This window comes from Streptomyces sp. NPDC085927 (assembly GCF_044540975.1).
Taxonomy (GTDB): domain Bacteria; phylum Actinomycetota; class Actinomycetes; order Streptomycetales; family Streptomycetaceae; genus Streptomyces; species Streptomyces hirsutus.
Map to the genome: position 1 here is coordinate 35,237 of NZ_JBITSN010000013.1, position 25,728 is coordinate 60,964.

A 25,728-nucleotide genomic window follows, 5' to 3' on the forward strand; every position below is an offset into this window, starting at 1 on the left:
GGTCGCGTCAGCCATTCCTCATGCGCCGCGCGACCTCCGCGACGTCGGCGAGCAACCCTGCCGGCTCCTGGTCCAGATCGAGGGCATGCTGGTGGATCAGGATGCCCGCGTGGCGCACCCGGTGGACCACGTGCGAGGCGTTGCCCTTCGCGTAGACCAGGTGCCCCGCACTCAGGTCGAGGGCGGTGCAGTACGCCAGCATCTGGTACAGATCGGCGTCCGGGTAACCGCTCCGCTTCTCCGCCTTGTACTTCGCGTCCGCGACGGAGCACGGGATGCCGTCCGGTCCGTACAGCACGAAGTCCGGCCGCATGCGGATGGCGGCGGCCTCGTCGAGGTGGTGACTGTCCTGGAAGTGGGCGGTGTGGCCCGACCCGCGCAGGGCATCGCGCAGGGCTGCGGTCACGAAGTCCTCGAAGAGGCGGTTCATGTCGAAGAGGAACCCCTCCATGCGCAGCCCGCCGGGCCCGTGTTCCGGTGAGGCGCCCTCCCACACGGCCCGCGCCAGGTGCAGGGCATGGTGGTACCGGGTGTTGAGGCGGCTCGGACGCCACTCGGGCAGGGGCCGGCCGCGCACCGGCACCGTGACGTCCGCCAGCCGAGCCCGCTGGTGCAGCAGCCTCCGGCGCACCTCGCGCGGCACGCCCGGCAGCCGCAACAGCCGCTCGACGGCCGCCCGCAGGATCCGGTTCTCCGCGATGTCCGTCGTGAAATCGTCGTACGTCACCTCCACCGGCAGCGTCGCCCCGAACCGGCGCCGTATCTGCTCCGCCTCCCGGATCCGGCCCCGCACGACCATCGAGGTCTCCTCCGTCACCCGGTAGCCCTGCAACAGCCCCCGCAGCAGGGCCCGGTCCACCTGCCGCTCCACGGCGTGGGCGAGCGCCGGCAACAGGTCCCGGTGCTCGGCCACCTCGACCTCACCGTCCCGCCAGGCACCGGCGGGGTCGAGGCTGTGTCCGAGGAGGAAGAAGAGGCGGACGATCGGCACCTTGGGAACGATGCGGAGCGTCAGCGGATCGTCGTGTCCCGGAACCGTGACCGTGACGGTCCCGACCTTGCTCCCCGCCCGCAGTGACCAGCGGCCGGGGGAGTACGGGTCCGGCGCGGCATCCACGATCCGCAGCGTTGCGAGCGCCCGCCCCACGCTGTCGGGCAGCGTGACGCCGACCGCCGGCGCATGCTCGACGAGCTCCACCACCGACGTCACCCCAGCGACTCCCGCAGCGCGGCCAGCCCGTACCGCTTCTCGATGTCCAGGCCCTCGCCGTAGTGGTGCTCCTCCAGCAGGGGCAGGATCTTCGTTCGCCAGGTCCGCTCGAGACCGCCCTCCCGGTAGACACCCTTCTTCATCAGGTACGACGGGCCGATCCGGAAGTCCGCCTCGTCGATACGGGAGTTGAGCGCGTCCAGCAGATCGGCCGGTTCGAAGTCCCTGCCCTCCTTCTCCAGCCAGCGGCGCAGCAGCCCGCTCGTCGGCTCGGTGCGCGGCGACAGCTCGACGAACGCGAAGCGCCGGCGCATCGCCGAGTCGACCAGGGCGATGGAACGGTCGGCGGTGTTCATCGTGCCGATCACGAACAGATTGGGCGGCAGGGCGAAGTCGTCACCGGAATACGTCAGCCTCGCTGCCCGGTTGCGGTACTCCAGCAGGAAGTACAGCTCGCCGAAGACCTTCGCGAGGTTGGCGCGGTTGATCTCGTCGATGATCAGGAAGTGCGGGATGTGGCGGTTGCCCTCACGGGACGCCAGGTCCGCGAGCTCGCGCAGGGGCCCGGCGGTGAGCCGGAAGGCCACCTCGCGGGTCTCCGGGTCCTCCTGAGGCCGGAACCCCTCGAAGAAGTCCTCGTAGGAATAGGAGGGGTGGAACTGCACGAGCTTGACCTGCTCGGGGCCGCCGCCGAGGAACTCGGCGAGCTTCAGCGCGAGGTAGGTCTTGCCGGTGCCGGGCGGGCCGTAGAGCACGAGCTGCCGCTCGTCCCAGAGCAGGTCGCGAACCTCCTGGAGCCAGGCCACGTCGTGCACGAGCAGGTCGGCGGCCAGTTCCTCCGTCGGCCGGGGCAGCTCCAGCTCGCGGCGGGCGGTGATCGCCGGGATCTCCACGCTGGGATCGCGGTCGGTGGCCTCGGCTTCCTCGATCAGGTCCTGGTCGCTCAGTCCGAGGCCGTCGATGAGGTCCTTGACCGCGGTGAGGTCGACCACGTCATGCTGGGCGGAGAGACGCTGCTGCAGCTCCTCCGGCAACGTGTCGTAAGGGTGCCCCTGCCCCGCCCAGTCGACCGGTCTGCGCAGATTGGACCGCCCGTCCTCGGAGTCGACCTGTTCGGCGGGGCCCGAGATCTCACCTACGTGGAGCCGGCCACCGGAGATCGTGCACATCGTGTCCCCGGGCCGCATCCGGGAGAGGAACGCGTGGATGTCCTCGACCAGTTGCATCTTCTGGTTGTACGTCGCGGTGGAGGCGTAGTCCTCGTCGACCGCCGCGCGCAGCCGGTCCTTGCTGCTTCCCTGGTCGACGTCCTTCCTCAGGTGGCGGGCCGAGAGGGAGACCACCCCCTCGGGCAGCCACAGCCGCTGCACGAGGTCGAGACCCGAGACGTTGGAACCCCGCACCAGCCAGGCGCGGGTGCGTCCCCACCAGACCTGGTCGAGGAAATCGGCGAGGGGATGCCCGTCGGCCGACTTCCATTCGGTCCATCCGTTGGCGCTGCGCCCGACCAGGATCTCGGCCGCAGCGGACGGTGAATTGCACTCGACGTCCCGCGTCGTCTCCAGCCAGCCGGGCAGGCGCGCGGATTCGACCAGGATGCCCTCGTCGATCAGACGCCGCCGCAGCCGGTACGAGGAGGGCATGCGCCGCGGGAACGAGGGCACGACCTCCGCCCGGGCGGGCGAGCCGGCCAGGACGACGAACTTCTGGCTGCCGTTGGTGCCCTTGTCCGAAAGCAGTCGCCCCCGTGCCTCGGGTCCGTCGTTGGGCAGCCGCAGCCGGAACTCCGGGTACTGCGTCGCACCGGAGGGGGCCTCGCCCTGCTCGCTCACACCTACTCCTCGTCCGGATGGAATCGTCCGTGATGCGCGACCCTATCCGCCGACCGACCCGTCCGGCTGTGCCTCCGGGAGACGGGGACGCCGTTCACGAACCCGTGCCCCGGCCGGGCGACACCGTTCCCGGTTCGACACCGAGCGCGGTCGGGCGCAGGTGGCGTTGCGCAGCCTGGAGGCGGGGCCCCGGCGTGCCGGCCAGAGGCTGTTCACTCCGCCACGTTCCCCGGGGTGCCCGCGACGTGCTCCGCGGCATGCGGTGGTGCGGTGCTCGCCGCCAGGTCGGACACCTCGGCCCAGACGGTCTTGCCGCCCGGCGGATACGGTTCCGTGCCCCAGCGGTCGGCGAGGGCGGCGACGATGAGCAGGCCGCGTCCCGACTCGTCGTGCGGCGACGTGGCGAAATCCGTCACGGGGGAAGGGAGCCGGTCCCCGCGGGTATCCGTGACCGCGATGCGGAGGGTGCCGGTGGCCGGGTCCTGGGTGAGGGCGAGACGGAAGTCGCGGCCTTGGACGCGGCCGTGCAGCGCGGCGTTGGCCGCCAGCTCCGCGACGATCTGCTCCGCGCGGTCGGTGACGTCGGGTGACGTCTCCCAGGCGCGCAACTGCTCATGGGTGAGCAGCCGGGCGAGGCGGGCACCGCGGCGGGTGGACGACAGTTGCTGTGCGAACGTCCGCACGGAGGCGGGAAGCTGGGGCGAGGTTGTGCTCATGGGACCACCGTGACGGGCGCGCGGGGGCGCGTTCCAGTGGTGAGGTCCGTACGTTGCGTGAGCGTACGGGCGCAAAACGTGGCAGGTACGCGTGTGGGGCGTCACGCTGGGTGCAGATCGGCGATACCGGAAGCAGCGCGTTGCGCACCCCGTCTCAGCGTGCACTCACCGCACGACACGGACGCCTTCCCGGCTCACCTCCCCGTGCGGCGCGAGGCGATGCCGGCCACGTCGTCCAGCCACTGCCGGATTCCGACCCCTGGCGGGGGTGACACGTCCATACCGAGGACCGAGGCGGCCTGCTTCGGATCCGCGTCCGTGGCGGCCGGCGCAAGCAGTTCCGAGATGTCCCTCACGAGTTGCTCCAGGTCCGTCTCCGACGCTCCCGCCAAGTAGTCGCCGACGGCCTCACGGTGAGAGGTGTACTCGTCGGAGAAGTCCTGATGGAAATAGCTGCCGAGGAACTGGTTCGGCTCGGGAAAGTGCTCCCGGTGCTCCCACTTGTTCCGCGGCAGGTTCTGCGCCATCGGCACAGGGTTCTCGATCTGGCGGGCCAGATGCCCGCGGATATGCGGAGACAGTCCTCGACGCTTCTGCCCGGGAGGGGTTCGATCTTCGGGAGGAGCGCGATGTCGTCCGTGATCTCGGGGGAGCGCAGGCCGGTGAGGAGAAGGTCGTCGAGTTGGCGTACGGCGGTTGCCGCCCGCTGTGGGTAAGAGCAGGCGCGCCGAGCTCACAGCCGACAGGCTCACCGCGCTCGGACTCTACTGGGCAGTGTGAGAGGGCGGGGAGTCGGCCGTCGACGGGGCATGGGCGTTGCTATGCCGTTTCGCCGTCGCCCGCGACCATGCGGACGAGAGTGTTGACGAGTTCGTCGCCGGTGGTGCGCCACGTGTCTGTGTCGAGGTGGCCGCTGAGCTCCATGCCCGCGATGCCGTGGGCGCTGGTGAGCAGCAGGGCGCCGTAGTGCCGTGCGTTCCGCTCTCCCACGAGGGCGGCGACGATGGCCAGGAACTCGTCCTGAAAGCGTCCGGCCGCACGGACGGCCGCGGCCGGGTCACCCTCCGGTCCGCACAGCTGACGCCGGACGCGCTCGATACCTTCACCGCGCTCCCCGGGACGGTGTCCGCGCCGCCTGAACAACATCTGGTACAGGTGCGGCTGGTCCCGGCCGACACCGATGAGGGCGCGAAGAGCGCCGCACAGCCTCTCGGAGGCCGACAGGGCGAGGTCGGTCCGCAGGGCGTGAACCTGGTCGCCGAGCCGTTCCCAGGTCTCGGCCACGACGGCGCTCAGCAGGCTGTCCTTGCCGGCGAAATGCCGGTACGGCGCTCCCCGCGTCACACCTGCCCGCGCTCCCACCTCGCGCAAGGTGACCGCTTCGGGGCCGCCGAGGTCGAGGAGTTCGGCGGCCGCGTCGAGCAGGGCGCGGCGGGTGGCGGCGGCGGACTCCGCACGAGTGACCATGGCGCCCATCATACAGTTGACAGTGTCATCTGAATCGGTATCGTCACCAAGGTGACAACGTCATCTGAAACCCAGAAGCTGATCGTCATCACCGGAGCCTCCACGGGCATGGGCGCGTCAGCCGCCCGCGAACTGGCCCGTCAGGGATTCCACGTCCTGGCCGGCGTACGACGCGACCGTGACGCCGACGCCATCCGGTCGACCGGAATCGAGCCGGTCATCCTCGACATCACCAAGTCCGAGCAGGTGGAGGCACTCGCCGCGCGGGTTTCCGGCGACCCGCGCGCGCTGCACGCGCTCGTCAACAACGCCGGCGTCCAGGTGAACGCCGCGGTAGAAGCCCTGCCGATGGCGGAGTGGAGGCGGGTGTTCGAAGTCAACCTGTTCGGCCACATCGCCGTCACGCAGGCCCTCCTGCCCGCGCTGCTGCGCAGCAAGGGCCGCGTGATCAACATCAGCTCGATCGGCGGCAAGGTCGCCATGGCCACCTACGGCGCGTACGCCGGCGCGAAGTTCGCCCTGGAGGCGGTCAGCGACTCGCTCCGCCGGGAGGTCGCGCCGCTGGGCGTACAGGTGGTCGTGGTCGAGCCCGGCGGCGTCCGCACGGAGATGGCCGCCCGCGGGATTGCGACGGCCAACGACCTGGCCGCCCGGATGACACCGGAGCAGGACGAGCGCTACGGCAGCCTGGTCCAGGCGAACAACAAGTTGATGGACTCGGGCACCGCATCGGGCCTCACCGCCGACGCCGCCGCCCGGGTCATCGCGAAGACCGTGACGACCCGCAGTCCCCGCCCCCGCTACACCGCCGGCCGGGACGCCGCCCTGATCCTGCGCCTGGTGCGGATCCTGTCCGACCGCACGCTCGACCGGATCCTCGCCGCCAACCTGCGCCGCCACTACCCGAAGGGAGCCGTCGGCCGACGATGACTCCACGAACAGCTCCGTCCCTTCGGTGCGGCCACCGGTGAGGAAACGAGGAGGGCCACCGCGTACGGGAAGTCCGCCTCGGCCGCGAGGGACGCCCCACCCCGCTGGGGCAGGCGTTCGCCGAATACGGGCGCATCGCCAAGACCGAACACCTGCTCCGCGTGGTCGACCCGGTCGACGACACCTACCGCCGGCAGATGAACCGCCGGCTCACCGTGCAGGAGTCCCGCCACAAGCTCGCCCGCGATGTGTGCCACGGCAAGCGCGGCACCATCCACCAGGCGTACCGCGACGGCATGGAGGACCGGCTCGGCGCGCTCGGTCTGGTCCTCGACGCCATCGTGCTCCGGACGACGCGTTACATCGACGCCGCCGTCGCCCAGCTCCAGGCTGAGGGCCACGAACTCCGCGAGGAGGACATCGCCCGGCTCTCCCCGCTCAAGCACCGCGACCTGAACCTGCTCGGCCGCTACAGCTTCACCGCCTCGACCCCCGCCGCCGGCGTCCTGCGTCCGCTTCGGGACCCTGATGCGCCGGAGCTGGACGAGGACGAGACCGGCCGGGAGTGAGTCGGGGCCGTCGCTGCCTGCGTCTCTATAGGCCGTCGCCCGGTCGTCAGAGGAGGGCGCCGCCGGAGACCTCAATGCGCTGGGCGGTGACCCAGCGCAGGCCCTCGGAGGCCAGCGTGGCGATGGCGTCGCCGATCTCCTCAGGTTCGCCGACGCGGCCGAGCGCGGTCTGTCCGGCCAGAACCTGGCGCATCTCGGCGTCGTCCCGCATCGCTCTACCGTTGAAATCGGTGGCGGTCGGTCCCGGGGCGATGGAGTTGACCCGGATTCCGCGCGGGCCGAGTTCTGCGGCGAGGGTGCGGCTCAAGGCTTCGACGGCGGCCTTCGAGGCGGAGTAGACCGAGGTGGCGGGGCTGGTGTGGCGGGTCAGTGACGTCGAGACGTTGATGACGCGGCCGCCTCGGGCCAGCAGCGGCACAAGTGACTGGATGAGGAAGAACGTGCCCCGGACGTTGGTGCCCATCACCGTGTCGAAGTCGTCGATCGTGACGTCCTCCAGCGGTCCGAAGATCCCCACTCCCGCGTTGTTGACCAAGATGTCGAGCCGCGAAGTACCCCAGCGCTCCAGCTGCTCGCTCAGTTCGGAGGTGAAGGACGCGAAAGAGGAGACGTCGCTGATGTCGAGCCGGAGAACAGCGGCAGTCCCACCCACCGCCTGCACCTGTTCCACCGTCTTCTCAGCCCCGGCCGCATCACCGCGGTGGGTGACCAGGACCCGCACCCCGCGGGTGGCCAGAGCGATGGCCGCGCCACGCCCGAGGCCGCGATTCGCACCGGTCACCAAAGCGGTCTTGTCGATCGTCATGAACTGTTCCTCCACCGCGCGGCTACCGGAATTCACCCGGCGCCACAGATAGGAGGCGAGTCACTCGACTCGCCTTGCTCTCGTACCGTAAGCAGGACTACCGAGGCGAGTCAAGTGACTCGCCTCGGGTCTGCGGCATACTGGCCGCATGGCAGCAGAACTCTCCGCACACCACCGCAGACTCGCTCAGCAGAAACGTGAGGCGATCACCACCGCAGCCACAGAACTGTTTTTGGATCGTGGCTACGACGGCACCTCACTGGCCCGGATCGCCGAAGCGGCCGGGGTCTCGAAGTCCACCCTGTTCAAGCGGTTCCCCACCAAGGCGGCCCTCTTCGAGGCCATCGTCACCGAGTCCTGGCAGCGTGACGCCGGCGACGCTGCCGCGCGGCCACAGACCGGAGATCTGCGCTCCGGACTGACAACCGTCGGCCACCGCTATGCCGACCTGGTCGGCCGGCCCGGCATGACAGCCCTGTTCCGGATCGTCATCGCCGAACTGCCTCGTTTCCCCGAACTGGGACGGATGCAGTTCCAGCTCGGCAAACTGCCCTACTTCACCTCCGTTCAGCACTACTTGGAATCCGAGCACGAGGCGGGCAACGCTGATGTCCCGGACGCCGCGAGCGCCGCGAACCAGTTCCTCGGCATGATCGCCAACTACGTCCTGTGGCCGCGCATGCTGCTGACCGACTGGAACCCCGCAGCCTTCGACATCCACGACGCCGTCGAACAGGCCGTCCAGACCATGCTCGCCAGATACGCCCCGACCCGCCGGCCTGACCCGAAGCCGGAACGTTGACACTGGCGCGCAATGCTCAATATCCGCGACGCCTCCACTCAGCGGTGATGCGCTGACCGCTTGAGCTCGCCATCGTTTGCCGACAGGCGGCCGCCGCGTCCAATGAACCCGTGCGATCCGGGGGTTCGCGGCGGCTCGAATCCCATCAGATCCGATGGTGATTACTGACAGGGTTTGACGACAGGCAGGGTCCGATCCTCCGTACGGAAGGGGTCCGCAGTGGCGAACCTGGTCTACAAGCGGGTCTCGACCGACCAGTAGTCGACCGCCCGGCAGAACCTCGTCCTGGACGAGGCCGGGATCTAGGGCCTCTCGTTCGGATCATGTCGGGCTCGTCGCCGACGAGCTACGGCCTTTGGGGCGGGCCGTGGTGTTTTCGGCATGCTCGCGACACCGTCCGCGTTGCAACGTTCGGCGGCCGGTGAGCGTCTCATCGGGTGTGATGGATCTTCCTGAGACCACGAACCCCGTCGACACCCAGGACGAACACGAGGACGAGCGAGTGCGGTCCGGCCCGCTGTGGCGCCATGCGCTGTGGGCGGCGCTCGTCACCGCCGCCGGAGTGACGATGGGGTGGTTGGGCGCCCTGTTCCGCATCGGCCCGGAGGAGTACGGCCTGCCGCCCGCCGCGCCGGGAGCGCTCTGGCCCTATCTGCTCGCCTGGGCCGTGATCGGCCTGGGGCTGGGCGCCATCCTGCGGTTCGTGGCGGCCAAGGTGCCGGTCTACTCCCCGTCGGAGGCCCTCCTCGGCACCGTCATGATCGGCACCCGGCTGTCCCTGGGCTGGCGGCCGGAGCCCCTCGAAGTCGCGGGCCTGGCCGCAGCCGCGCTGCTCCTGGTAACCGTCTGGTGTGCCGTCGCACTGCGTGGGGCGGCCGTCGTGCGACGGTCCCAGGACGCTTCCGGGGTCGCCTAGGCCGGTTCGCTTGGATCACTTCCACTGGCCGAGGTTGTCGTTGATGATGTCCATGTGGCTAACCGCATCAGCGCTCTGATCTCGGCCTTCGGCGTCCTTGTCAGCGTGATGCTGCTCGTTCTTGCCGTTCGTGAGTACCGCTCTGGGGCCTCGGTTCTCTGGCTCGTAGCTGGATCCGTGATCTTCCTCGGCGCTACGTACACGCTCGTGCGGGACGCGCGGCGGCTCTGCACTGGGCCGACCGCCTGACAGCGGCGCCGTTTCAACCAGCACCGCCAGTCATTGTTCGTGTGTGCCGTTGACTGACGCGCAGTGGGCGCGAATCGAGCCGTTACTCCCAGATCGGACACCGCGGCGGGGTGGCCGGTGGCGGGATCACCGAGAAGTGATCGACGCGATCGCCTGGAAGTTCCAGACGGGATCGCAGTGGATCCACCTCCCCGAGAAGTACAGCGACTGGCGAGGCGTCTACAACCGGCTGCGGATGTGGACCATCGACGGCACCTGGGAGCGGGTGTTCACCGCGCTGGTCGCACAGGCCGACGCCGACGACAACCTCAACTGGGCTGTCTCGGTGGACTCCACCATCGTGCGCGCCCACCAGCACGCGCAAGCCGCTGTACAACAGCGACTACACCGGCCGGGACGGCCAAGGCCTGACGGTGTGGGTCGAAGAAGTCGACATGGTCGATCTCGACGCCGGTGTCGGCCACACGATGCACCTGTTCCAGAGCCGTGTGGACAAGGTCGCGGACATCCGGCTCACCGCAGTGGGGAACCGGCTGTTCGCCGTGCGGATCGACGGCTCTCCGGGACTGGACTGGCGTCGGCACTACGACGACCTCGACTACAGCCTCATCGACACACCGCCCGACGTGGCGAAGGCCGTGCACGACTACCTCGCCGCATTCGGCCTGGTCTACGGAGCCTTCGACTTCGGGCTCGACGCCGCCGGACGGTGGCACTGGTACGAGTGCAATCCGAACGGACAGTTCGCATGGTTCCCCGACCCCCTCGCCGACCGGATCACCGCAGCCCTCGCCGACCGACTCCAGCACCCCGACCGGGACCGCCGATGACCAGCACCACATCCCTCCGCCAAGGCCTCGCCGGCGAACTCTCCGAACAGGGCCTGCTCACCGACCCGGCATGGCGCGCGGCCGTCGAAGCCGTGCCCCGAGAACTGTTCCTGGGCGACGCCGTCTTCCGTTCCGACGGCACTCAATGGGAACCCGTACGCCGCGAGCAACTCGGCGACGACGAGTGGTTCCGGATGGTCCACTCGAACACCACCTGGGTGACACAGGTCGACGGCACCGGCGCCCGGGACGCCCCGGGACCGCTGGCCGGACGGCCGACCTCCTCCAGCACGCTGCCGTCACTCGTCGTGCGGATGCTCGAACTCGCCGAGGTCCGGGACGACGACAAGGTGCTGGAAATCGGTACGGGCACCGGTTATTCCACCGCGATCCTCTGCCACCGGATCGGGGACGAGTGCGTGTACTCCGTCGAGTACGACGAGGAACTGGCAGCCGCCGCCGCACAGCATCTCCAGGCCGCCGGCCGCTCCCCGCATCTCGCCGTGGGTGACGGCCTGCTCGGCCACCAGGACGGTGCGGACTACGACACGGTGATCGCGACGTGCGCGGTGCGCACGGTCCCACCGTCGTGGCTGTGGCAGCTCCGCGCGGGAGGCGGCATCGTCACGACGATCAGCGGCTGGATGCTCGGCTCCGGCCTGATCCGGCTCGTCCTCGACGAGGAAGGAGTCGCGCGCGGCCGTTTCACGGCCGACCCGGTGTCGTACATGCTCGCCCGTCCGCACGAGCGGCCGCCTCGCCCCACGTTCTACGCACACCCGGGCCGCACGCGTGAAGCGCGGGTCGGCCCGGACCTGCTGGACGACTGGACCGGACTGTTCGTCGCGCAGCTCGGCGCCCCGTCCGCCGAGTTGGTGCGTACTGCGGACGGCGTCGCCCTGGTCGACGTGGCGACCGGCTCGCAGGCATGGACCGAGCCCGACGGCGACGGCAGCGGCTGGAGGGTTCACCAGGACGGCCCCCTGCGCCTGTGGGACCAGGTCGAGGAAGCGCTCGACACCTGGCAGAAGGCGGGCTCGCCCGACCAGAGCGCGTTCGGCATGACCGTCACCGAGTGGGATCAGGTCGTCTGGCTGGGAGATCCGGACGGGCCTTGCTGGCGGCTGCCGACCTGAGTGCGTGCCCGATTGACCACCGTGTCGGCGTCGGACCAGCGGTCCAGGCCGAGGTGGACAGTCCGGAAGTGGTTGCCCGGAGTCACCGGGACTTGACGGTAAGTCAGGCATGCTGCTCTTCTGTCATCGTCGTCGACGCGGAGGGGCGCTGGTGAGTAGCTCGGATCTGAGGGCGCTGTTCCGCTCGAACGATCGCGAAGTCAAGGCGATCGACTATTTCGCGGACAGGCGTGATGAGTGGGACTCGGTGGCGCGCAGTCTCTCCCATCACGTCCATGCCGTCCGTTCCGACGGCTTCGACGTCCAAGACCTTGAGGCGTCCCGCCGTAATGTGCTCACGTTCTACGGTGTCGGCGGCATCGGCAAGTCGACGTTGTCCCGGTGCGTGGCCAGACATCTGACGGGAGGACTTCCCGTCGAGGGCCACTGGCCGCCGCTGGACGAGAGGATCGGCCCCGTCGTACCAGTGCGTGTTGATCTGTCGCGCGATTCCGGCATGGATTTCGAGTCGCTGATCCTCGCCGTCCGGCTGGCCGCGGCGGAGATCGGGCAGCCGATGCCGACGTTCGACCTGACCCTGCAGCGGTACTGGGAGCACAACCACGCCGGTGAACCGCTCGACGACTACGTCCGTCGCCGTACCCGGTTGAGTTCCCTTCCCGGTGCTCGGAACCTGTCCGGGCAGATGCAGTCGGCGTTGGCGGACGTGGCGCAGGCGGTGGCTCTTCCGGGCACGGTGGGCCAGGTGGTCGGCCAGGGGTTACGGACCGTCGTCCGTGCGTTGAGGGAAAGGCATCACCGGATCAGGGCGCTTGCGGAGTGCAACCGCTTCGCCGACCTCTTGGAGGCCGCTCCCGATCAGGATGCGCTCAGCTATTACCCGCATCTCCTCGCCTGGGACCTCGCGAGCCTTCCCGCGAAGCACCGGGCGACCCTGGTGGTGCTGCTCGACACCTTCGAGGACGTGGGGGACCGGGTGCACCGCGACCTGGAGCGCCTTGTCCAGCGGGTGGTGTGGCTGATGCCGAACGTCCTGTTCGTCATCACGGGCCGCAACCGCCTGCAGTGGGACGACCCGAAGCTCGAGGGCCAGCTCGACTGGGCAGGCCCGCAGTGCTGGCCCCAGCTCGTCGGGGGCGCGACGCGGGAGCCCCGGCAGCACACGGTCGGATACCTGTCCGCCGGTGACTGCGAGACGTACCTGTCGCAGCGTCTGACACGTGACGGCCGACCGATGATGGACGACGCGACCCGCCGTCTCGTCACGGCGAACTCGCACGGACTGCCGCTCTACCTCGACCTGGCGGCGATGCGGTTCCTTGATCTGTACCGTCGCTCGGGGAACGCTCCCTCCGTGCACGACTTCAACTTCGACTTTCCCGCTCTGGTCGCCCGGACTTTCCGCGACCTGCCCCCGGAGGCGCGACGCGTCGTGCGGTCCGTCAGTCTCCTGGAGACCTTCTCCGTACCGCTTGCCTCGGCCGCCGCGGGCTTCGACCACGACGCTCCGGCCCAGAACCTGGTGGACCGGCCGTTCATCGACCACGATCCCGGCGCTCCGTGGCCCTACCGCCTGCACGCCCTGGTCCGGGAGGCGGTGCGGGAGGCGGACTCGACCAGCGACGACCGGTGGACCAGTGCTGACTGGCAGCGCGCAGCGCAACGCGCGTTCGACGCCCTCGGCCATGAGGACAAATCCCACCGCGCGCGCCTTGTCTCGGCTCTCCGCCAAGGCCTGTCCCTGTCGCACCAGTTCGGTCTTCCGCTCGGCTGGCTCGAGGACGCCGCCTTCCAGTACGTCGACGACTTCGTCTGGGAACCCCTCGAACCGCCCGCCGGCGTGCTGGGCGGTGCCACTCCCACTCCGGCGCAGGCACTCGCCACGGCTCTCTCCGCCATCGCCCAGCGGCAGCGCCGACACCGCAGCAGCACTGCGCAGCAGCTCCGCGACGTGCTGCGGGCCGACGTCCTGCCGCCGAGTCTGGAGGAACTGCCGCGCTACTTCCTGGCCGAGTGCGACCGGGATCTGGGCAACTTCCAGGAGTCCCTGAACGGTATGCAGCGCGTCGCCGACCTGGGAGGCCGCCTCGCCGCGACCGCCCGCCGGGGGCTGATCCACCTTGCCCGCCGGATCGGCGACTTCCCACAGGCCAGGGAAGCGGCACTTCACCTGGGAACTGAGGGCCGCCAGGACCGTGTCCTCGGCGACCTGTGGTGGCCGCAGGGATCCATCGCCTTGGCATGCTCCGCCTACGCTGCCGGCCGTGACCAGGCCCTGGCCGCCGGGCAGGTCGGCGAAGCCGCCCTGTCGCAGGCATGTCTCGCCTTCGCCGCGGCCTTCCAGGACCGCCCCCGGGCGGCCGAGCAGATCGCCCGGGCCGAGGAACTCCTCGCAGGTGTCTCGATCCGGTGGGCCGAGGCGCAGACCCGCATCGCAGGACTGGTGAGGGACGCGGGCATCGCGCGCGATCTGCCGGCGCGTGCCGAGGCCGTGGCGGTGGAGGCCGTGGAGGCCGGAATGACGTCGTCCGTCGCCTACGTCCGCTTCGCCGAGTGCCTGCACGCCCTCGTCGCCGGCGCCCCGGACGCGCTCGCCCGGGCACGGGAGCGCCTGACGGAGGACTGCGTCAACGGGGTCGAGTTCGCGTACCTCGCAGAACTCACCTACCTGATGGCCGACGAGGAACCGCCCGCTGGTCTCCCCCGCGCCGAATGGCTGGACGCCACCGCTCAGGTACGGGCACGCTGGGTCGGCCTCGTCGAGGACCGCCGACGAGAGTCAGCAGCAGCACGTCAAGGAGCTTGAACCTGTGGCTCACTACACCACGGCCGACCAGATCGACCTCACCGCCGTTGCCGGCAGGTACGGACTGACGGGCGCGTCCATCACCCCGCTCTCCGGTGGCGCCGCGAACTCCAGTTTCAGGCTCGCCTCCGAGGAGGGTGAGTATGTGCTGACCTCGCTCGACAACCACGACGAGGAAACCGCGACCACCCTCGCCCGTCATACCCAGGCCCTCCACCGGCTCGGCCTGCCGACCAGCGAGGTCGTCCCCACCACGGACGGCTCACTCATCGCCCCGATCGGCGACCGCCTCCTCGTTCTGAAGAAGTGGATCGCCGGCGCCGTTCAGCAACCACTGCCGCTCGCTCTCCTCGCCGAGGCGGGTGACCTCCTCGCCCGTCTGCACGCCCTTGCCCCGGACGCCGAAGGGCTGGACGACGTCCCGCTCAGCGCTCGTCGCCTCTCCTCGGAGCACCTGGCTGCGATTCCCGGTTTCGCCGACCAGGAGTTCGCCCAGTGGCTGACGTCCCGGCTCGACCGCGTCCGCGACGCCGAGGCCGGCAACCTCCGCGCGCCCTGCCTGATTCACGGAGACCTCTTCGACGACAACGTCATCGTCCGTGACGACGGCGGACTCTCCGTCCTGGACTGGGAGACGATCTCTCTCGACGACCCCCTGCTCGACCTGGGCATGGCAGCTGTCGGCCTTGCCCAGGACGAAGCAGGCCTTCTCGCCACCGACCGTCTCCACGCTCTCCTCGGCGGCTACGAGAAGAGCCGCCCCCTCACCGCAGTGGACCGCGCGATCCTCCCCCTCGAGATCGAGCACGCGGCGCTGATCATCGCCTTCCACCGCTACCACCGCCACAATGTCCGGTTCCCGAACCCGGGGAAGGCGACGTACCACCGGGCGATGGTCCGGTTTACGGAGTCGGTTGCCCGTCGCGTGTAAGACCCTTGGCGATCGCTGTAACCGGTGGAGTGGCTTTGACTCCGGTGTTCACTGGAATGGGACGAGCTGACCCCGGGCAGCTTCAGCTCCCTCAACAGGGTCTGTGCGGGTCTGCGGCATCGGTCTGGGCGATGTGCCAGGCCTTGAGGCTGTGGGGAGGGTGAAGCCCGGCCGGGCTTCACCCTCCCTCACGGTGTGCCTGTATTCGGGCCGTCCGGGCGCCGCTCGTGGGTGTACGGGTCAGGAGTGCCAGCGGTCGCGGCCGTCCGAGCCGGGGCCGCAGACCATCGGGGTGCCCTTCTTGGTGACGCCGGTGGCTCCGGGCGGGGAGCAGTACGAGCCGGGGTGGACGACGCCGACGCCGCCGCTACCGCCGGTGGAGCCGCCGGATGACGAGGAGTTGTCGTCGGCCGAGTCGCCGCCCCCGGTGGTGCTGTTGTCGTCACTGTCGTTGTACTCAGGGTCGTTGGCGGGAATCTTGTACGTCGTGTCCTTCACAGACGGACAGTCCCGTACGAGATTGACGTCGGTCCACTTGCCGAGGTCGAGGCGGACCGTGGTCGAGGAGGTGACCTTGGCGTCCTCGTCAGGGGCCTGGAAGCACACCCGCCACTCGTCGCCTTCCTCGGCGGCCTCCTCGGCCGTGGGAGCGTCGATGTCGAGGTAGACGTCGTCGAGCGTGACGCGGTCGAGGTCGATGCCCGCCTGGTCCAGCTCCTTGACGGCCGTGTTGTAGGTGTCGCCTACGAGGTCCGGCATCGTCGGCCACGGGAGTGGGCCACCGTCCTTGGCGGGGCAGGGCTCGCCGGTCTTGACGGCGGCGAACTCGATGCTCCTCGCCACGGTGCCGGCCTTCTGGAAGCACACCGTCCAGCCGGACCGCATGATGATCACCCGGTCCTCATCGGCGGCGTCATGATGGTCGGGGGCGAGGCCTGCCGAACGTGCCCGCTTCTCGGCCTCGTCCAGTGGCTTGCCCGTGTAGTCGGCGAACTCAGGGGTCTTGGACACATCCGGGGACGGCGTGCCTTCGGAGTTCGCGACGTCCGCGGGCTTCGCGTCCTGCGCCCTGGCCTCGGACTTGTCGGCCCCGTTGTCGTCGAGCTGCCCGCTCACGCTTGCGCTGATCAGCAGCAGGAAGAACGCGCCGACCGTGGCCCCGAGCCGGGCGTACCAGCGCCATGCGGGCAGGACCCATACCGCCACCATGGCGGCGATCATCACGAGAAGGCCGAGCCCGAAGCTCAGTGCCCCGATCAGGGCTACCAGGGCCAGGAGGCCGAGCAGGGCGGGAGTGGTCTTCCACCAGGGCCGGGACGGGGGTGCGAGCGGGGTGGTGTTGTACGGGTTCACGGAGGCGCTCTTGTTCTCTGGTGCGGATGGAGGCGAGCCCGGATCTCATTCCGTGCGCGCGCCATGTTCAACAGCAGTCGCTTCGCCACCGTTACGCCAACGATTCGACGCGTTGCCGGTGCGCGCGGCCCGTTGGTGTGGCCCGTACGGTGCGTCAGCGTACGGGCGTGGCGGGTGGGTTGTACGAGTGTCCTTTGATTCGTCCCGGGCGTTTCCACAGAGGGACCTGGTGTGCGAGTACCTGGAGGTGGGCCTCGAATGACGACCGACCATGTCGAACCGGCGGTGCCGGGCGGGGAGTGCGAGCGGGAGCCGGATCCGTCGGACAGTCTGCGGACGTTCGGGGCCGTCGTCCAGGCGCTGCGCGAGCACGCGGGGCTGAGTCGGGCGCAGTTCGGGGAGCTGGTGCGGTTCTCCAAGCACACGGTGGAATCGGTGGAGTTGGGGCGGCGCATGCCGGACGCGTCGTTCGTCGAGCGGGCGGAGGAGGCGCTGGGGAACACGGGGGCGCTGCGGCACTCGGCGAGGTTTCTGACGCGGGGGGAGGCGGGGCTGGCGGCTTGGTTTCGGCGGTGGGCCAGGCTGGAGCGTACGGCGGTGAGCCTGTGCACGTATGAGTGTCGGCTGGTTCCCGGGCTGCTGCAGTCGGAGGGCTACATGCGGGCTCTTTGCGAAAACGACATCCCGCCCATGGCCGACGATGACTTGGAGGCTACGGTGCAGGCGCGCTTGGAGCGCCAACGTCTGCTCAAGGAGCGGCCCAACACGACGTTCGACTTCATCGTGGAAGAGTCCTTGTTCATGCGACGTCTCGGCGGTGCCGAGGTGACGCGTGAGCTGATCGACTACGTGCTGGAGCTCGTTGCGCCCAGGAACGTCACGCTTCAGGTCATGCCGGCGGACAGCGAGTATCACGCATGCATGGCTGGACCGATCCAACTGTTGGAGACCCCGGACGCCAGCTGGCGCGCCTACGCGGAAGGACAGGAGAACGGCCGCCTGATCGCTGACCTGAAACAGGTCAGCAAGCTCCACATGCGCTATGCGAGACTGCGCTCGCAGGCCCTTACCCCGAAGGACTCCAGGGGCCTGCTGGAGCGGATGCGAGGAGCGCTATGAGCACGCCTGAACTCGACTGGTACAAGTCCAGCTACAGCAGTGCACAAGGTGACAGCTGCATCGAGGTCGCCATTACCGAACAGGCCATCCACGTACGGGACTCCAAGGACGTGAAACGACCTCACTTCGCCGTCGGCCGTGAGGAGTGGTCGTGGTTCGTTGGGTTCGCGGCCGGGGCCTGAGTCGCGTTCCTCCCGGCGGTGGCGTGGTCACGCTCACCGCCGGGACACCGCTTCAGTGGACGTTGGGGGCGCCTGCCTCGGTCGGAGACCCGAGCGGGCTCCCCTTCATCTCGACTGAGAGGAGCATCATGAGTGCCGACGGGACTCGCCTGGTTCATGTCGAGCTAAGCGGTACCTTGGGGAAGCGACTGCGTTGAGGCCGCTCCATCCTTGAGGTCAATTTTCCAACTCGTCTTCGGAATCGTCCTGGCTTTGGGCCATTATTCGACCACCAACAAAAGCCACACCCAGGGCGATTGCGGCACCGCCGACCACCACAACTTTCTTGAGTGCCTCGTCCAGGAAACGTTTGTTTTCGCTGTCCTTCTGAGATTCTTCCCTCACGGCCTGCTGCATTTTTTCGAGGATTTCCCTCCGCTGCTCCCAGGTCAACTCACCCCTGTCGAGCTCCCTCTTGAGGGTCTCCCTGAGGTCCTGAAAGGCCAAGTGGACGTACTCTTGGCTCTGCTTGTTGGCCGAGAGGGTGGATTCATGTGATTTCTTGATCACATCCATAACATTCAGGGCAAAATCCTTGAACTCAGGAAACTGTTCAACGATTTTTAGCGCAACCTCAGTATCCATGTCCGGCATCATGGCCACGAATTTGACCATCTTGTCCTTGGAGAGATTTCTCCAGGATTCGATTCCAAGCGCCTGCTTGATCTGGTCTTCGTCTTTGTACTTCATGCTGTGGTTCCGTCCGAGGTCTTCGCCGGGTGGCGGGGGCCGTGGCCCGGGGGCGGGGTGAGGGTGGATGTGTAGGTCTCGCCGTCGACGAGGGGGTTTTCAAGGGTGAGGCCGACCCGTGCCATGCGGTCGTATTCGGCGAGGACCAGGCGTTTGGTGCGGTACTCGCCGTACTTGGCGATCTCGTTGTTCTTGAGCCCGCCCGACTCCGACTGGAACGTCTCCAGGATGTAGTCCGTGTCCTTGGCCGAGATGCCGTACAGGTGGAAGAAGTAGGCATCCAGCTCCGCGCGCAGCTGCGTCCGACGGGGCTCGTCCCAACAGAACGGCTCGCCCTCGTCACCCAGATCGCGAGCGAGAGGGCTCATGTCGTATGCCGTGTAGACGAGTTCCAGGACGCGAGGGAGGAGATAGGGGATGTGAGGTTCGAGGGATGTGGGGGTGGGGACGGGCAGTTGCTTCCAGACAAACAGCTTCATATGGGCATCGCTGATCTTCTGGCGGCTGACAAAGTCGAAGACCAGCGAGGACTGGGTGGCGATGAGCCCGGCGACCAGACCCGGCGCCACCCCCGGGAACATGAGGGGATACGTGTGAAGTGCAGCCATTCGCGGAAGGAAGGCCGGGATGGAAGTGCGTTCGTTCGTCGACGCAGTTACGTCGCACCAGCCACACAACCAGGCACGGTCCCAGCCTGCTTCTTCCAGCCTCAACCGTACTCCCGGTACTTTGACCGCTTTTCCATTGCGTGTGGTGCTGATGAGTCCTGAATCCTGCACCCAGGAAAGTGGCTGAGGTGACCGATCCGCAGAGCCCAATTCTTCGCCTGTCAGGTACTGAGGCTGATTTTGGCGACTGACGGCTGTTTCGCTCTTGACGACGTCGGCGGCTCGGTGGTTGAAGAAGTCCACCATTTTCGCCTCGTAGAGAGGGACCATGCGGTCGGCTCCCCGTGTGAACACGTTACCGGAGAGTTCCCATCCCCTTTGCTCCAGCTCGGTCCGTGAGCGGAATACGTCGCCATCATTGGTGCTGCGGAAGAGGTACTTGAAGGTGATGTGCCAAGGGTCGCCACCGGGTGAACTCTCGTTTTGCAGCACGGGGAGACGGCGGTAAATCTCGGAGGTGAGATCAGCGTCCTTACGATTTCGGAAGATCGGCAGCGTTCCGGTGTTCGGATTGATCAGTGCGAGGTCTTCTGGAGTGAGTGCGAAAACGCGGTTCGTGTCGTCAAGATCCGTGACCTCGGAGAGGAAGAAACCGAAGCGTGCGGCGGGTTCCCGTGCAGCCCGGCCTGTGAGGGAGAGCAAGCAGAACTTGTAGCGGGAGTCCACACTTTCGAACCACCGGCCACCCTTTGGTAGTGCAGAACTCTTTGGGCGTCGGTTTTCGAAATCGTAGAGGGATGACAAAACCCCCCTCTGGGTGAAGTCGCCGAAAAGGAACTGGCCGCCTGCGTTTGTTGCGATGGCTGTCGGGATGATGGACCCGAAACGTCCCTCCGGGCTACATGTGGCTGCGAACAATTCAGTGAACAGTTGATCTGTCTGCAGTTTTGTGACGCCTCCGGCCGTGAGTCCTTTGGCGCAAAGTGGAAATACACCTGAGTTTGCGGCGAACATGAAGGTGCACTTCAGCTTGCGACGTACCTCCCAGTACCGAGTTGCGCCTTCAGGGTTTTCTTCGAGCCACGTAGTGATCCCCTTACGGAGTGCGGACCCAGCCAATTCTGCGATGGAGGGCTCTACGACACTGAAGTACTTTTTGTCCTCGAACTCTGACCGGTCCCACGGCGGGTTGCCCACGACGCATGAGAACCCGCCGGCCCAGCCCGTCGCGGTGTCGACCTTCGCCGCCTCCGCCGAGCTCTCGTCCGGGACAGTGAAGATCTCCGGGAACTCCAGGTGCCAGTGGAAGAAGGTGTACTGGTCGCGCAGACGGGCGATCTCGTCGTGTGTCGACTGCGGAGCCGCGTCGGCCTCGGGATCCTCAAGGCCCCGGAAGACCTTGTGGGTGATGGCCGGCGGCGCGTCCTCCCGCTTGACCCAGACGAACGCGGCGCACCACGCGTCGGCCAGGTGGAGCGCATGCAGATACTCACCGGAGGCCGCCCACGCCTCGAACGCGGCCTCCTTGCGGCGTACATCGGCCAGGGTGTGGGCGGGCGCGGATGTGATGCGGCGCAGCCCGGACGCGAAGGCCGTGTTGGCGACCCGGGTCTCCGACTCGACGTCGAAGAGGCCGCCCTGCCCCGCGCGCTCCTGCTCGTTGCGGGCGCGCAACATCTTCGCCCAAGCCTCGTCGTCGCCCTCGGCCTTCTTGAAGGCCGTGTCGGGAATTCCGTCCCGCATCAGCGCGGGAGTCGCGCCGATCAGACCGTTGCCGTGGCGGATGTGGGCGTCGAGGAAGCCCAGAGGACGGCCCGGCTCCATGGCCTCCAGCCACAGGGAGACCTTGGCCAGCTCCACCGCCATGGGGTTGAGGTCCACGCCGTAGACACACCGCGCCACGACCTCGTGCAGGGCGTGCTGCACCGTCTCGGCCGTGGGCTCCGGGTTGCGCTCGCGCACGGAGGCGACCCGCTTGGCGATGCGGCGGGCGGCGCCCACCAGGAAGTGGCCCGAACCGCAGGCCGGGTCGCACACCGTGAGGGACAGCAGCTCCTCGACGATGGTGTCGGCGGGATCGGGGCGGCCCTCAGCGGAAGCCCGCTGCTCGCCGCGCTTCACGGCGGCGTCGATCACCGGGTCCAGCGTCGAGTCGAGAAGTGTCTCGGTGAGCGCTGCGGGGGTGTAGTAACTCCCGGTCTTCTTGCGGTCGTTGCCCGCCCGGTCCACCAACGCGAACGTGCGGTCGGACGCGCTGTACTTCGGTACCAGCTCCAACAGGGCCTCGTACACCGAGCCGAGTTCCTCGGCGCCCATGTGCTGGTAGTCCACGGCCCGCCAGCGCGCGGCGTCGGCGTCCCGGACCCGGGCGAGGTGCCGCACCGCTTCCAGGAAGTGCCGGTTGGCGAGCCGGGCGCCCGCGAGCGGTGCGTCGGCCGCCGTGTCGTTGAACAGGCCGCCGAGACCCGGCAGGCCCAGTTCCGGGTGCCCCTGTTCGTCGCCCAGGGCGGTCAGCACGAGCTGGAGGGCCTCGTACTGGTCACTGTGCGCGGTGCCCTGCCGACGCAGGGACCGCTCACGCAGCCGGGTCGTGGAGAAGTATCGGGTGTAGCGATCGCGGGCCTGTTCGTCGGCGTTCGGAGAGGGCAGCGCCCGACGGTCCTCCGCCACGAACAGGAAGATCAGCCGGTAGACGAGCCGCAGCAGCGCCGACTGGAGTGCCGCCGAATCGAGGTTCTCGCGCAGTTCCGTGTTGTCGGGATGGCGCAGGAAGCCGGTGCCGAGTGCGGCGAGGGCCTGCTGGACGCCGTCGCGGTAGTTCTCCAGGGCACGGGTGCCCGTCTCGATCGCGGCCGTCCGCCACGCCTCCAGCCAGCACGTGGACGGCGCCGCCCCCTCCGTCACCTCGAACCGCGACACGTGCAGCAGCCGGTACAGCAGGACGAACTCGCTGAACAGCTCGCCGTCGAAGATCGCCTCCAGGTCGAACTCGACGTACGACGCGGTGGCCAGCGCGCTGGAGTCCCGCAGCAGTCGCACCTGACGCCCGTTCGTCAGCACGCCCCACAGGTGGGCCTCCGTCCGGTTCAGGCATTCCTGGAGCATCGACTGGGGCGGGACCGTGCCCGCGCCGCCCGGCCGCTTGTCCAACTCGGCGTTCCACGTCGCCTGGTGGATCAGGGCGTGGCCCCAGCGGTGGGAGACCGGGAACTTCTTCTCCGCGTCCGAGTCGGCCGCGATGCCCGCAGGGCCCACCGCCGTCAGCCGGCCGAAGCCCAGCTCCTGCCAGAGCGGCGCCAGCCAGTCGGTGTCGGCGCGGCCGGTCGGGTCGGTGGCCGGGACGCCCGTTTCCGCGTCCTCGGGCAGGTGCTTGCGCAGGTCGCGCCAGAGCGGCTTTAGGTACTCCCAGCTGCGCTCCGCCTCGTCCCTGACCGAACGCGATGACGGCAGGCCGTAGGCGGCGGGCTTGGAGCCGGGGACGTCCTTGCCCTCGGAGATACGGACCAGCATGTCGGCCGGCAGCAGGCCGCCGACGGTGTGGACGGCGGTGAACACCTGGTTGCGGGTGGTGGCGGACATCAGGCGGACACTCCAGCGGGGACAGAGGCGGTCGCGGGCAGGTAGACGTAGGCGCCGAGGACGTCGGCGGGCTTCTGGGCCGTGACCGACAGGCCTCGGACGATCTCGCCGGAAGCGGTCCGCACCCGGCGGTGGGACGCGTCCAGCCCGGCGGCCAGTTCGTCGCCGTACGACTCCAAGTGGGTCTTCACCTCACCCAGTTGATCCAGGATGCGGGTCATCGTGCGCTCGCCGGACGCCGCAGCCGTGTTCTCCGTGGCCCGCGCCTCCAGCAGTTCCACCGCACGCTCCGGCGGGAGCCACACCGCGTTCTTCGGGGCGCCCTCGAAAGTCAGCAGGCGCGCGTCCTCCGCGACCACCTGCTTCTCGCCGTTACGCGAGGGCAGGGTCAGGTGGAAGCGGTAGCGGACCAGCAGCAGCGTTGTTCGCGTGGTCACCGCGTCCGTGGTCACGACACCGCAGCGGCGGGCCGGACGGGCGCCGTCCGCCTGGGTGTCCAGGGCGGCGTTCAGGACGTGGGAGGCCAGCGCGCCCACCACCGGGTCCGTGCGCACCAGAGCCGCCTCACCCCGAGCGACCGCCGACGTCGAGCGGAACGGGATCGGGCGGTCCCGTTCGACCGTCTCCGCGCCGACGACCGGGGCCAGGGCGTCCCGCAGGCCGATCGGCGTGCCGCCGACCTGGGCCGTGAAGTCCGACCCGTCCGCGCCCCGCAGGACCGCGCCCAGCGCGTTCAGCGACTCCCGTACGAAGGTGTCGATCTCGCCCGCGCCGCCCAGTGCCTCCCGCACCGCAGCGACCTCGCGGGCCACCTCCTGCGGGTGGATGGAGCGCTGCGCGAACCGGGACCGGGACGCCTTCTCCCGGTCGGCCGCCGAGTTCCAGTCCTTGTCCAGGTCCGCGAAGCTCTGCTGGAAGGAGTCCGAGTCGAACAGGGCCTCCTGCTCGCCCTGCCGGCCCCGCAGCAGCAGCCACTCCACGATCGCGTCCGTCACGCCCGTCGACATCTCGTCCGGGACGGAGACCGAGATGCCGAGGTCCTTCTTGATCTGGCGGTGCTTCTTGATCAGCACCTCCAGGACCTTGCCGTCGATGCCGTTGTCCTCGCCGTAGAGCGTGATGACGCGGACCTCGTCGCGCTTCTGCCCGTACCGGTCGACACGGCCCTCGCGCTGGTCGTGGCGGGTCGGGTTCCAGGCCAGGTCGTAGTGGAGGACGGCGTCGAAGTGGTGCTGGAGGTTCACGCCCTCCGACAGGCAGTCCGTCGCGATCAGGACGCGGCGGGCGGCGGCGTCCTCACCGGCCTCCGCGGCCAGCTGCTCGATGCGGTCGAGGCGCTGCTGCGGGGAGAGCGTGCCGGTGACCGCCTTGACGACCGTCTTCGCGCCGAGCGGGCCGCGCTTCTTCGTCTCCGGGTCGTTGCCGAGCTGCTCGGCCAGGTAATCGGCGGTCGGGATGTAGCGGCAGAAGACGATGGGGTTGTGGCCGTCCGCCAGCAGGGCTTTCAGGTGCTTGACGAGCGCCTTCAGCTTCAGGTCCTGTGCCGGGCCTTCCAAAGCCTCGGCCCGTTCGGCGAGTTCGGCGAGCCGCGAGCCCGCGTTCTCCTCCGTCTCCGCACCCGGGGCCACGTCCATGCCTTCCAGCGCGTCACTGTCCGCCGAGTCGCTGGTCAATGGGGCGCCCAGGCGGTCCGCCTCCTCCGCCGACGCGGCCACCGCCGCCGCGGACCTGGTGCGCAGGGTCTGCGCCGCCGCCCGCGGCGACGACACCAGCGAGCGCAGCAGCGCGATCGCCGACCACCAGGCGATACGGGCCTCCCGCTTGCCCTGGTCGCCCGCCTCCTCCACGCGCTCACTCGCGTACGCGATCGCGTCGTCGAGCAGGGCCCGGTACTCGGGGGACAGCTTGTACGTCTCGTCCTTGAAGTAGCGGTCCGAGGGGAACGCCGTGCGCTCGGCGAGCGAGTCGTCCGCCAGGCCGTCCTCCTTGGTGAGGTACTGGCGTACGTCCGCCCGCTTGCGGGCCACGAAGTGCTGCGAGAGGAGCTTTCGGCCGGCCTGCGAGTCCAGGTCGACGTGGGCGAGCTCCGGCTTGACCAGGCCCAGCAGGTTGCGGAACGCGGACTCCTTGCCGCTGTGCGGGGTCGCCGTCACCAGGAGCAGGTGGCGCTCCGTGTCCTTGGCGACGCGGCGCAGCAGCTCGTAGCGCAGCTGGTTCTGGGTGCCGGTCTTCACGTCGTCGGCGGCCACGCAGGTGTGCGCCTCGTCGACGATCACCAGGTCGGGGCAGTGGCGGACGAAGTCGTCGCGGTGGCGGGTGGACTTGATGAAGTCCGTCGAGACGATCACGTGCGGGTACTTGTCGAACAGGGACTGTCCCAGGTCCAGGCCCCGCTCGAGGCGCGAGACGGTCGACGAGAGGACGAGTTCCGCGTCGATGCCGAACTTGGTGCGCAGCTCCTGCTGCCACTGCTCGGCCAGCGCGGGCGAGCACAGCACCGCCATACCCGTCGCCTCCCCCTGTGCGAGCAGCTCGCTCGCGATCAGGCCCGCCTCGATCGTCTTGCCGATGCCGACGTCGTCGGAGACCAGCATGCGGACCGTCTTCTGGCGCAGGGCCATCAGCAGCGGGACGAGCTGGTACGCGCGCGGCTCCACCGCGATCCCGGCCAGCGAGCGGAACGGTCCCGCGCCCGAGCGGAAGCCGACGCGCAGCGCGGTGCGCAGCAGGCCGGCGGCCCGCTGGTCGCCCAGGTCGCCGGGGACCGGCGGCGCGAACTCGGCGCCCCTGACCTTCTCGAAGGCGGGGAACACGGCGGCGATGTCGTCGTCCGAGCCGCCCAGCGGGCGCAGCACCAGCAGGTCGGGCTCGCTCTCGGGGAGTACGACCCATTCCCGGCCGCGTGCGGTGACCAGGGAGCCTGCGGAGTACGTGAGTGCCATGTCAGTCGTCAGATCCT

20 protein-coding genes and 2 pseudogenes are annotated in these 25,728 nt (G+C 68.7%); 11 read left to right on the plus strand and 11 right to left on the minus strand.

Annotated features, from left to right (window positions below; translation table 11 throughout):
- Nucleotides 1-7 precede the first annotated feature (7 nt).
- From ACIF80_RS27960 to ACIF80_RS27980, 5 genes are all read right to left on the minus strand, one after another.
- Nucleotides 8-1,210 (minus strand): McrC family protein, encoded by a 1,203-nt coding sequence (locus ACIF80_RS27960; RefSeq protein ID WP_399809775.1) that lies wholly within the window; start codon nucleotides 1,208-1,210, stop codon nucleotides 8-10.
- Complete coding sequence (locus ACIF80_RS27965; protein WP_399809777.1) at nucleotides 1,207-3,042, minus strand: DUF4357 domain-containing protein; 1,836 nt, start codon at nucleotides 3,040-3,042, stop codon at nucleotides 1,207-1,209. The genes ACIF80_RS27960 and ACIF80_RS27965 overlap by 4 nt, the downstream gene beginning before the upstream one ends.
- Nucleotides 3,043-3,254: 212 nt before the next feature.
- Nucleotides 3,255-3,758, minus strand: a complete 504-nt coding sequence (locus ACIF80_RS27970; protein WP_399809778.1) for an ATP-binding protein — start codon at nucleotides 3,756-3,758, stop codon at nucleotides 3,255-3,257.
- A gap of 194 nt (nucleotides 3,759-3,952) precedes the next feature.
- Nucleotides 3,953-4,285 (minus strand): contact-dependent growth inhibition system immunity protein, encoded by a 333-nt coding sequence (locus tag ACIF80_RS27975; protein ID WP_399809780.1) that lies wholly within the window; start codon nucleotides 4,283-4,285, stop codon nucleotides 3,953-3,955.
- Between the two features lie 292 nt (nucleotides 4,286-4,577).
- Nucleotides 4,578-5,225: a TetR/AcrR family transcriptional regulator gene (locus ACIF80_RS27980; protein WP_399809782.1), complete on the minus strand. Its 648-nt coding sequence runs from the start codon at nucleotides 5,223-5,225 to the stop codon at nucleotides 4,578-4,580.
- Between the two features lie 51 nt (nucleotides 5,226-5,276).
- On the opposite strand from ACIF80_RS27980, the gene ACIF80_RS27985 reads away from it, so the two are divergent.
- Nucleotides 5,277-6,155, plus strand: a complete 879-nt coding sequence (locus tag ACIF80_RS27985) for an SDR family oxidoreductase (RefSeq protein ID WP_399809784.1) — start codon at nucleotides 5,277-5,279, stop codon at nucleotides 6,153-6,155.
- Nucleotides 6,156-6,235: 80 nt separating this feature from the next.
- A pseudogene (locus ACIF80_RS27990) lies at nucleotides 6,236-6,724 on the plus strand (Tn3 family transposase); the annotation flags it as partial.
- Between the two features lie 46 nt (nucleotides 6,725-6,770).
- Here ACIF80_RS27990 and ACIF80_RS27995 read toward each other — a convergent pair.
- Nucleotides 6,771-7,529, minus strand: a complete 759-nt coding sequence (locus ACIF80_RS27995) for an SDR family NAD(P)-dependent oxidoreductase (protein WP_399809786.1) — start codon at nucleotides 7,527-7,529, stop codon at nucleotides 6,771-6,773.
- A gap of 148 nt (nucleotides 7,530-7,677) precedes the next feature.
- Here ACIF80_RS27995 and ACIF80_RS28000 point away from each other — a divergent pair, with 148 nt between their 5' ends.
- Together ACIF80_RS28000 and ACIF80_RS28005 are read left to right on the plus strand one after the other, a co-directional pair.
- Complete coding sequence (locus ACIF80_RS28000) at nucleotides 7,678-8,331, plus strand: TetR/AcrR family transcriptional regulator (RefSeq protein WP_399809787.1); 654 nt, start codon at nucleotides 7,678-7,680, stop codon at nucleotides 8,329-8,331.
- A gap of 442 nt (nucleotides 8,332-8,773) precedes the next feature.
- Nucleotides 8,774-9,247: a hypothetical protein gene (locus ACIF80_RS28005; protein WP_399809788.1), complete on the plus strand. Its 474-nt coding sequence runs from the start codon at nucleotides 8,774-8,776 to the stop codon at nucleotides 9,245-9,247.
- A 15-nt stretch (nucleotides 9,248-9,262) separates the two neighbouring features.
- Here the strand turns inward: ACIF80_RS28005 and ACIF80_RS28010 are convergent, their stop codons facing one another.
- Complete coding sequence (locus ACIF80_RS28010; RefSeq protein WP_399809789.1) at nucleotides 9,263-9,520, minus strand: hypothetical protein; 258 nt, start codon at nucleotides 9,518-9,520, stop codon at nucleotides 9,263-9,265.
- Nucleotides 9,521-9,539: 19 nt separating this feature from the next.
- Here ACIF80_RS28010 and ACIF80_RS28015 point away from each other — a divergent pair.
- The 5 genes and pseudogenes from ACIF80_RS28015 to ACIF80_RS28035 form a co-directional block, all read left to right on the plus strand.
- A pseudogene (locus ACIF80_RS28015) lies at nucleotides 9,540-9,893 on the plus strand (IS5 family transposase); the annotation flags it as partial.
- Between the two features lie 37 nt (nucleotides 9,894-9,930).
- Nucleotides 9,931-10,326 (plus strand): hypothetical protein, encoded by a 396-nt coding sequence (locus ACIF80_RS28020; RefSeq protein WP_399809994.1) that lies wholly within the window; start codon nucleotides 9,931-9,933, stop codon nucleotides 10,324-10,326.
- Nucleotides 10,323-11,462: an ATP-grasp peptide maturase system methyltransferase gene (gene tgmC, locus ACIF80_RS28025; protein WP_399809982.1), complete on the plus strand. Its 1,140-nt coding sequence runs from the start codon at nucleotides 10,323-10,325 to the stop codon at nucleotides 11,460-11,462. Before ACIF80_RS28020 ends, tgmC begins: the two co-directional genes overlap by 4 nt.
- Before the next feature lie 151 nt (nucleotides 11,463-11,613).
- Nucleotides 11,614-14,268, plus strand: coding sequence for an ATP/GTP-binding protein (locus tag ACIF80_RS28030; RefSeq protein ID WP_399809791.1), 2,655 nt, complete (start codon nucleotides 11,614-11,616; stop codon nucleotides 14,266-14,268).
- 4 nt (nucleotides 14,269-14,272) lie between these two features.
- Nucleotides 14,273-15,199: a phosphotransferase gene (locus ACIF80_RS28035; protein ID WP_399809792.1), complete on the plus strand. Its 927-nt coding sequence runs from the start codon at nucleotides 14,273-14,275 to the stop codon at nucleotides 15,197-15,199.
- A 240-nt stretch (nucleotides 15,200-15,439) separates the two neighbouring features.
- On the opposite strand, the gene ACIF80_RS28040 is transcribed toward ACIF80_RS28035, so the two are convergent.
- Nucleotides 15,440-16,552, minus strand: a complete 1,113-nt coding sequence (locus tag ACIF80_RS28040; protein WP_399809793.1) for a PASTA domain-containing protein — start codon at nucleotides 16,550-16,552, stop codon at nucleotides 15,440-15,442.
- Nucleotides 16,553-16,810: 258 nt separating this feature from the next.
- Here ACIF80_RS28040 and ACIF80_RS28045 point away from each other — a divergent pair, with 258 nt between their 5' ends.
- Nucleotides 16,811-17,671: a Scr1 family TA system antitoxin-like transcriptional regulator gene (locus ACIF80_RS28045; RefSeq protein WP_399809794.1), complete on the plus strand. Its 861-nt coding sequence runs from the start codon at nucleotides 16,811-16,813 to the stop codon at nucleotides 17,669-17,671.
- Nucleotides 17,668-17,853, plus strand: coding sequence for a DUF397 domain-containing protein (locus ACIF80_RS28050; protein WP_399809795.1), 186 nt, complete (start codon nucleotides 17,668-17,670; stop codon nucleotides 17,851-17,853). Before ACIF80_RS28045 ends, ACIF80_RS28050 begins: the two co-directional genes overlap by 4 nt.
- Before the next feature lie 216 nt (nucleotides 17,854-18,069).
- Here the strand turns inward: ACIF80_RS28050 and ACIF80_RS28055 are convergent, their stop codons facing one another.
- From ACIF80_RS28055 to ACIF80_RS28065, 3 genes are read right to left on the minus strand one after another with little or no spacing between them, the layout of a single operon-like run.
- The gene (locus tag ACIF80_RS28055; RefSeq protein ID WP_399809796.1) at nucleotides 18,070-18,582 is read right to left on the minus strand and encodes a hypothetical protein; all 513 of its coding nucleotides are present in this window, start codon (nucleotides 18,580-18,582) and stop codon (nucleotides 18,070-18,072) included.
- Nucleotides 18,579-22,769, minus strand: a complete 4,191-nt coding sequence (locus ACIF80_RS28060; RefSeq protein ID WP_399809797.1) for an Eco57I restriction-modification methylase domain-containing protein — start codon at nucleotides 22,767-22,769, stop codon at nucleotides 18,579-18,581. The genes ACIF80_RS28055 and ACIF80_RS28060 overlap by 4 nt, the downstream gene beginning before the upstream one ends.
- A complete protein-coding gene (locus tag ACIF80_RS28065) occupies nucleotides 22,769-25,711 on the minus strand; it encodes a helicase-related protein (protein WP_399809799.1) in 2,943 nt (980 codons plus the stop codon). The genes ACIF80_RS28060 and ACIF80_RS28065 overlap by 1 nt, the downstream gene beginning before the upstream one ends.
- Nucleotides 25,712-25,728 lie beyond the last annotated feature (17 nt).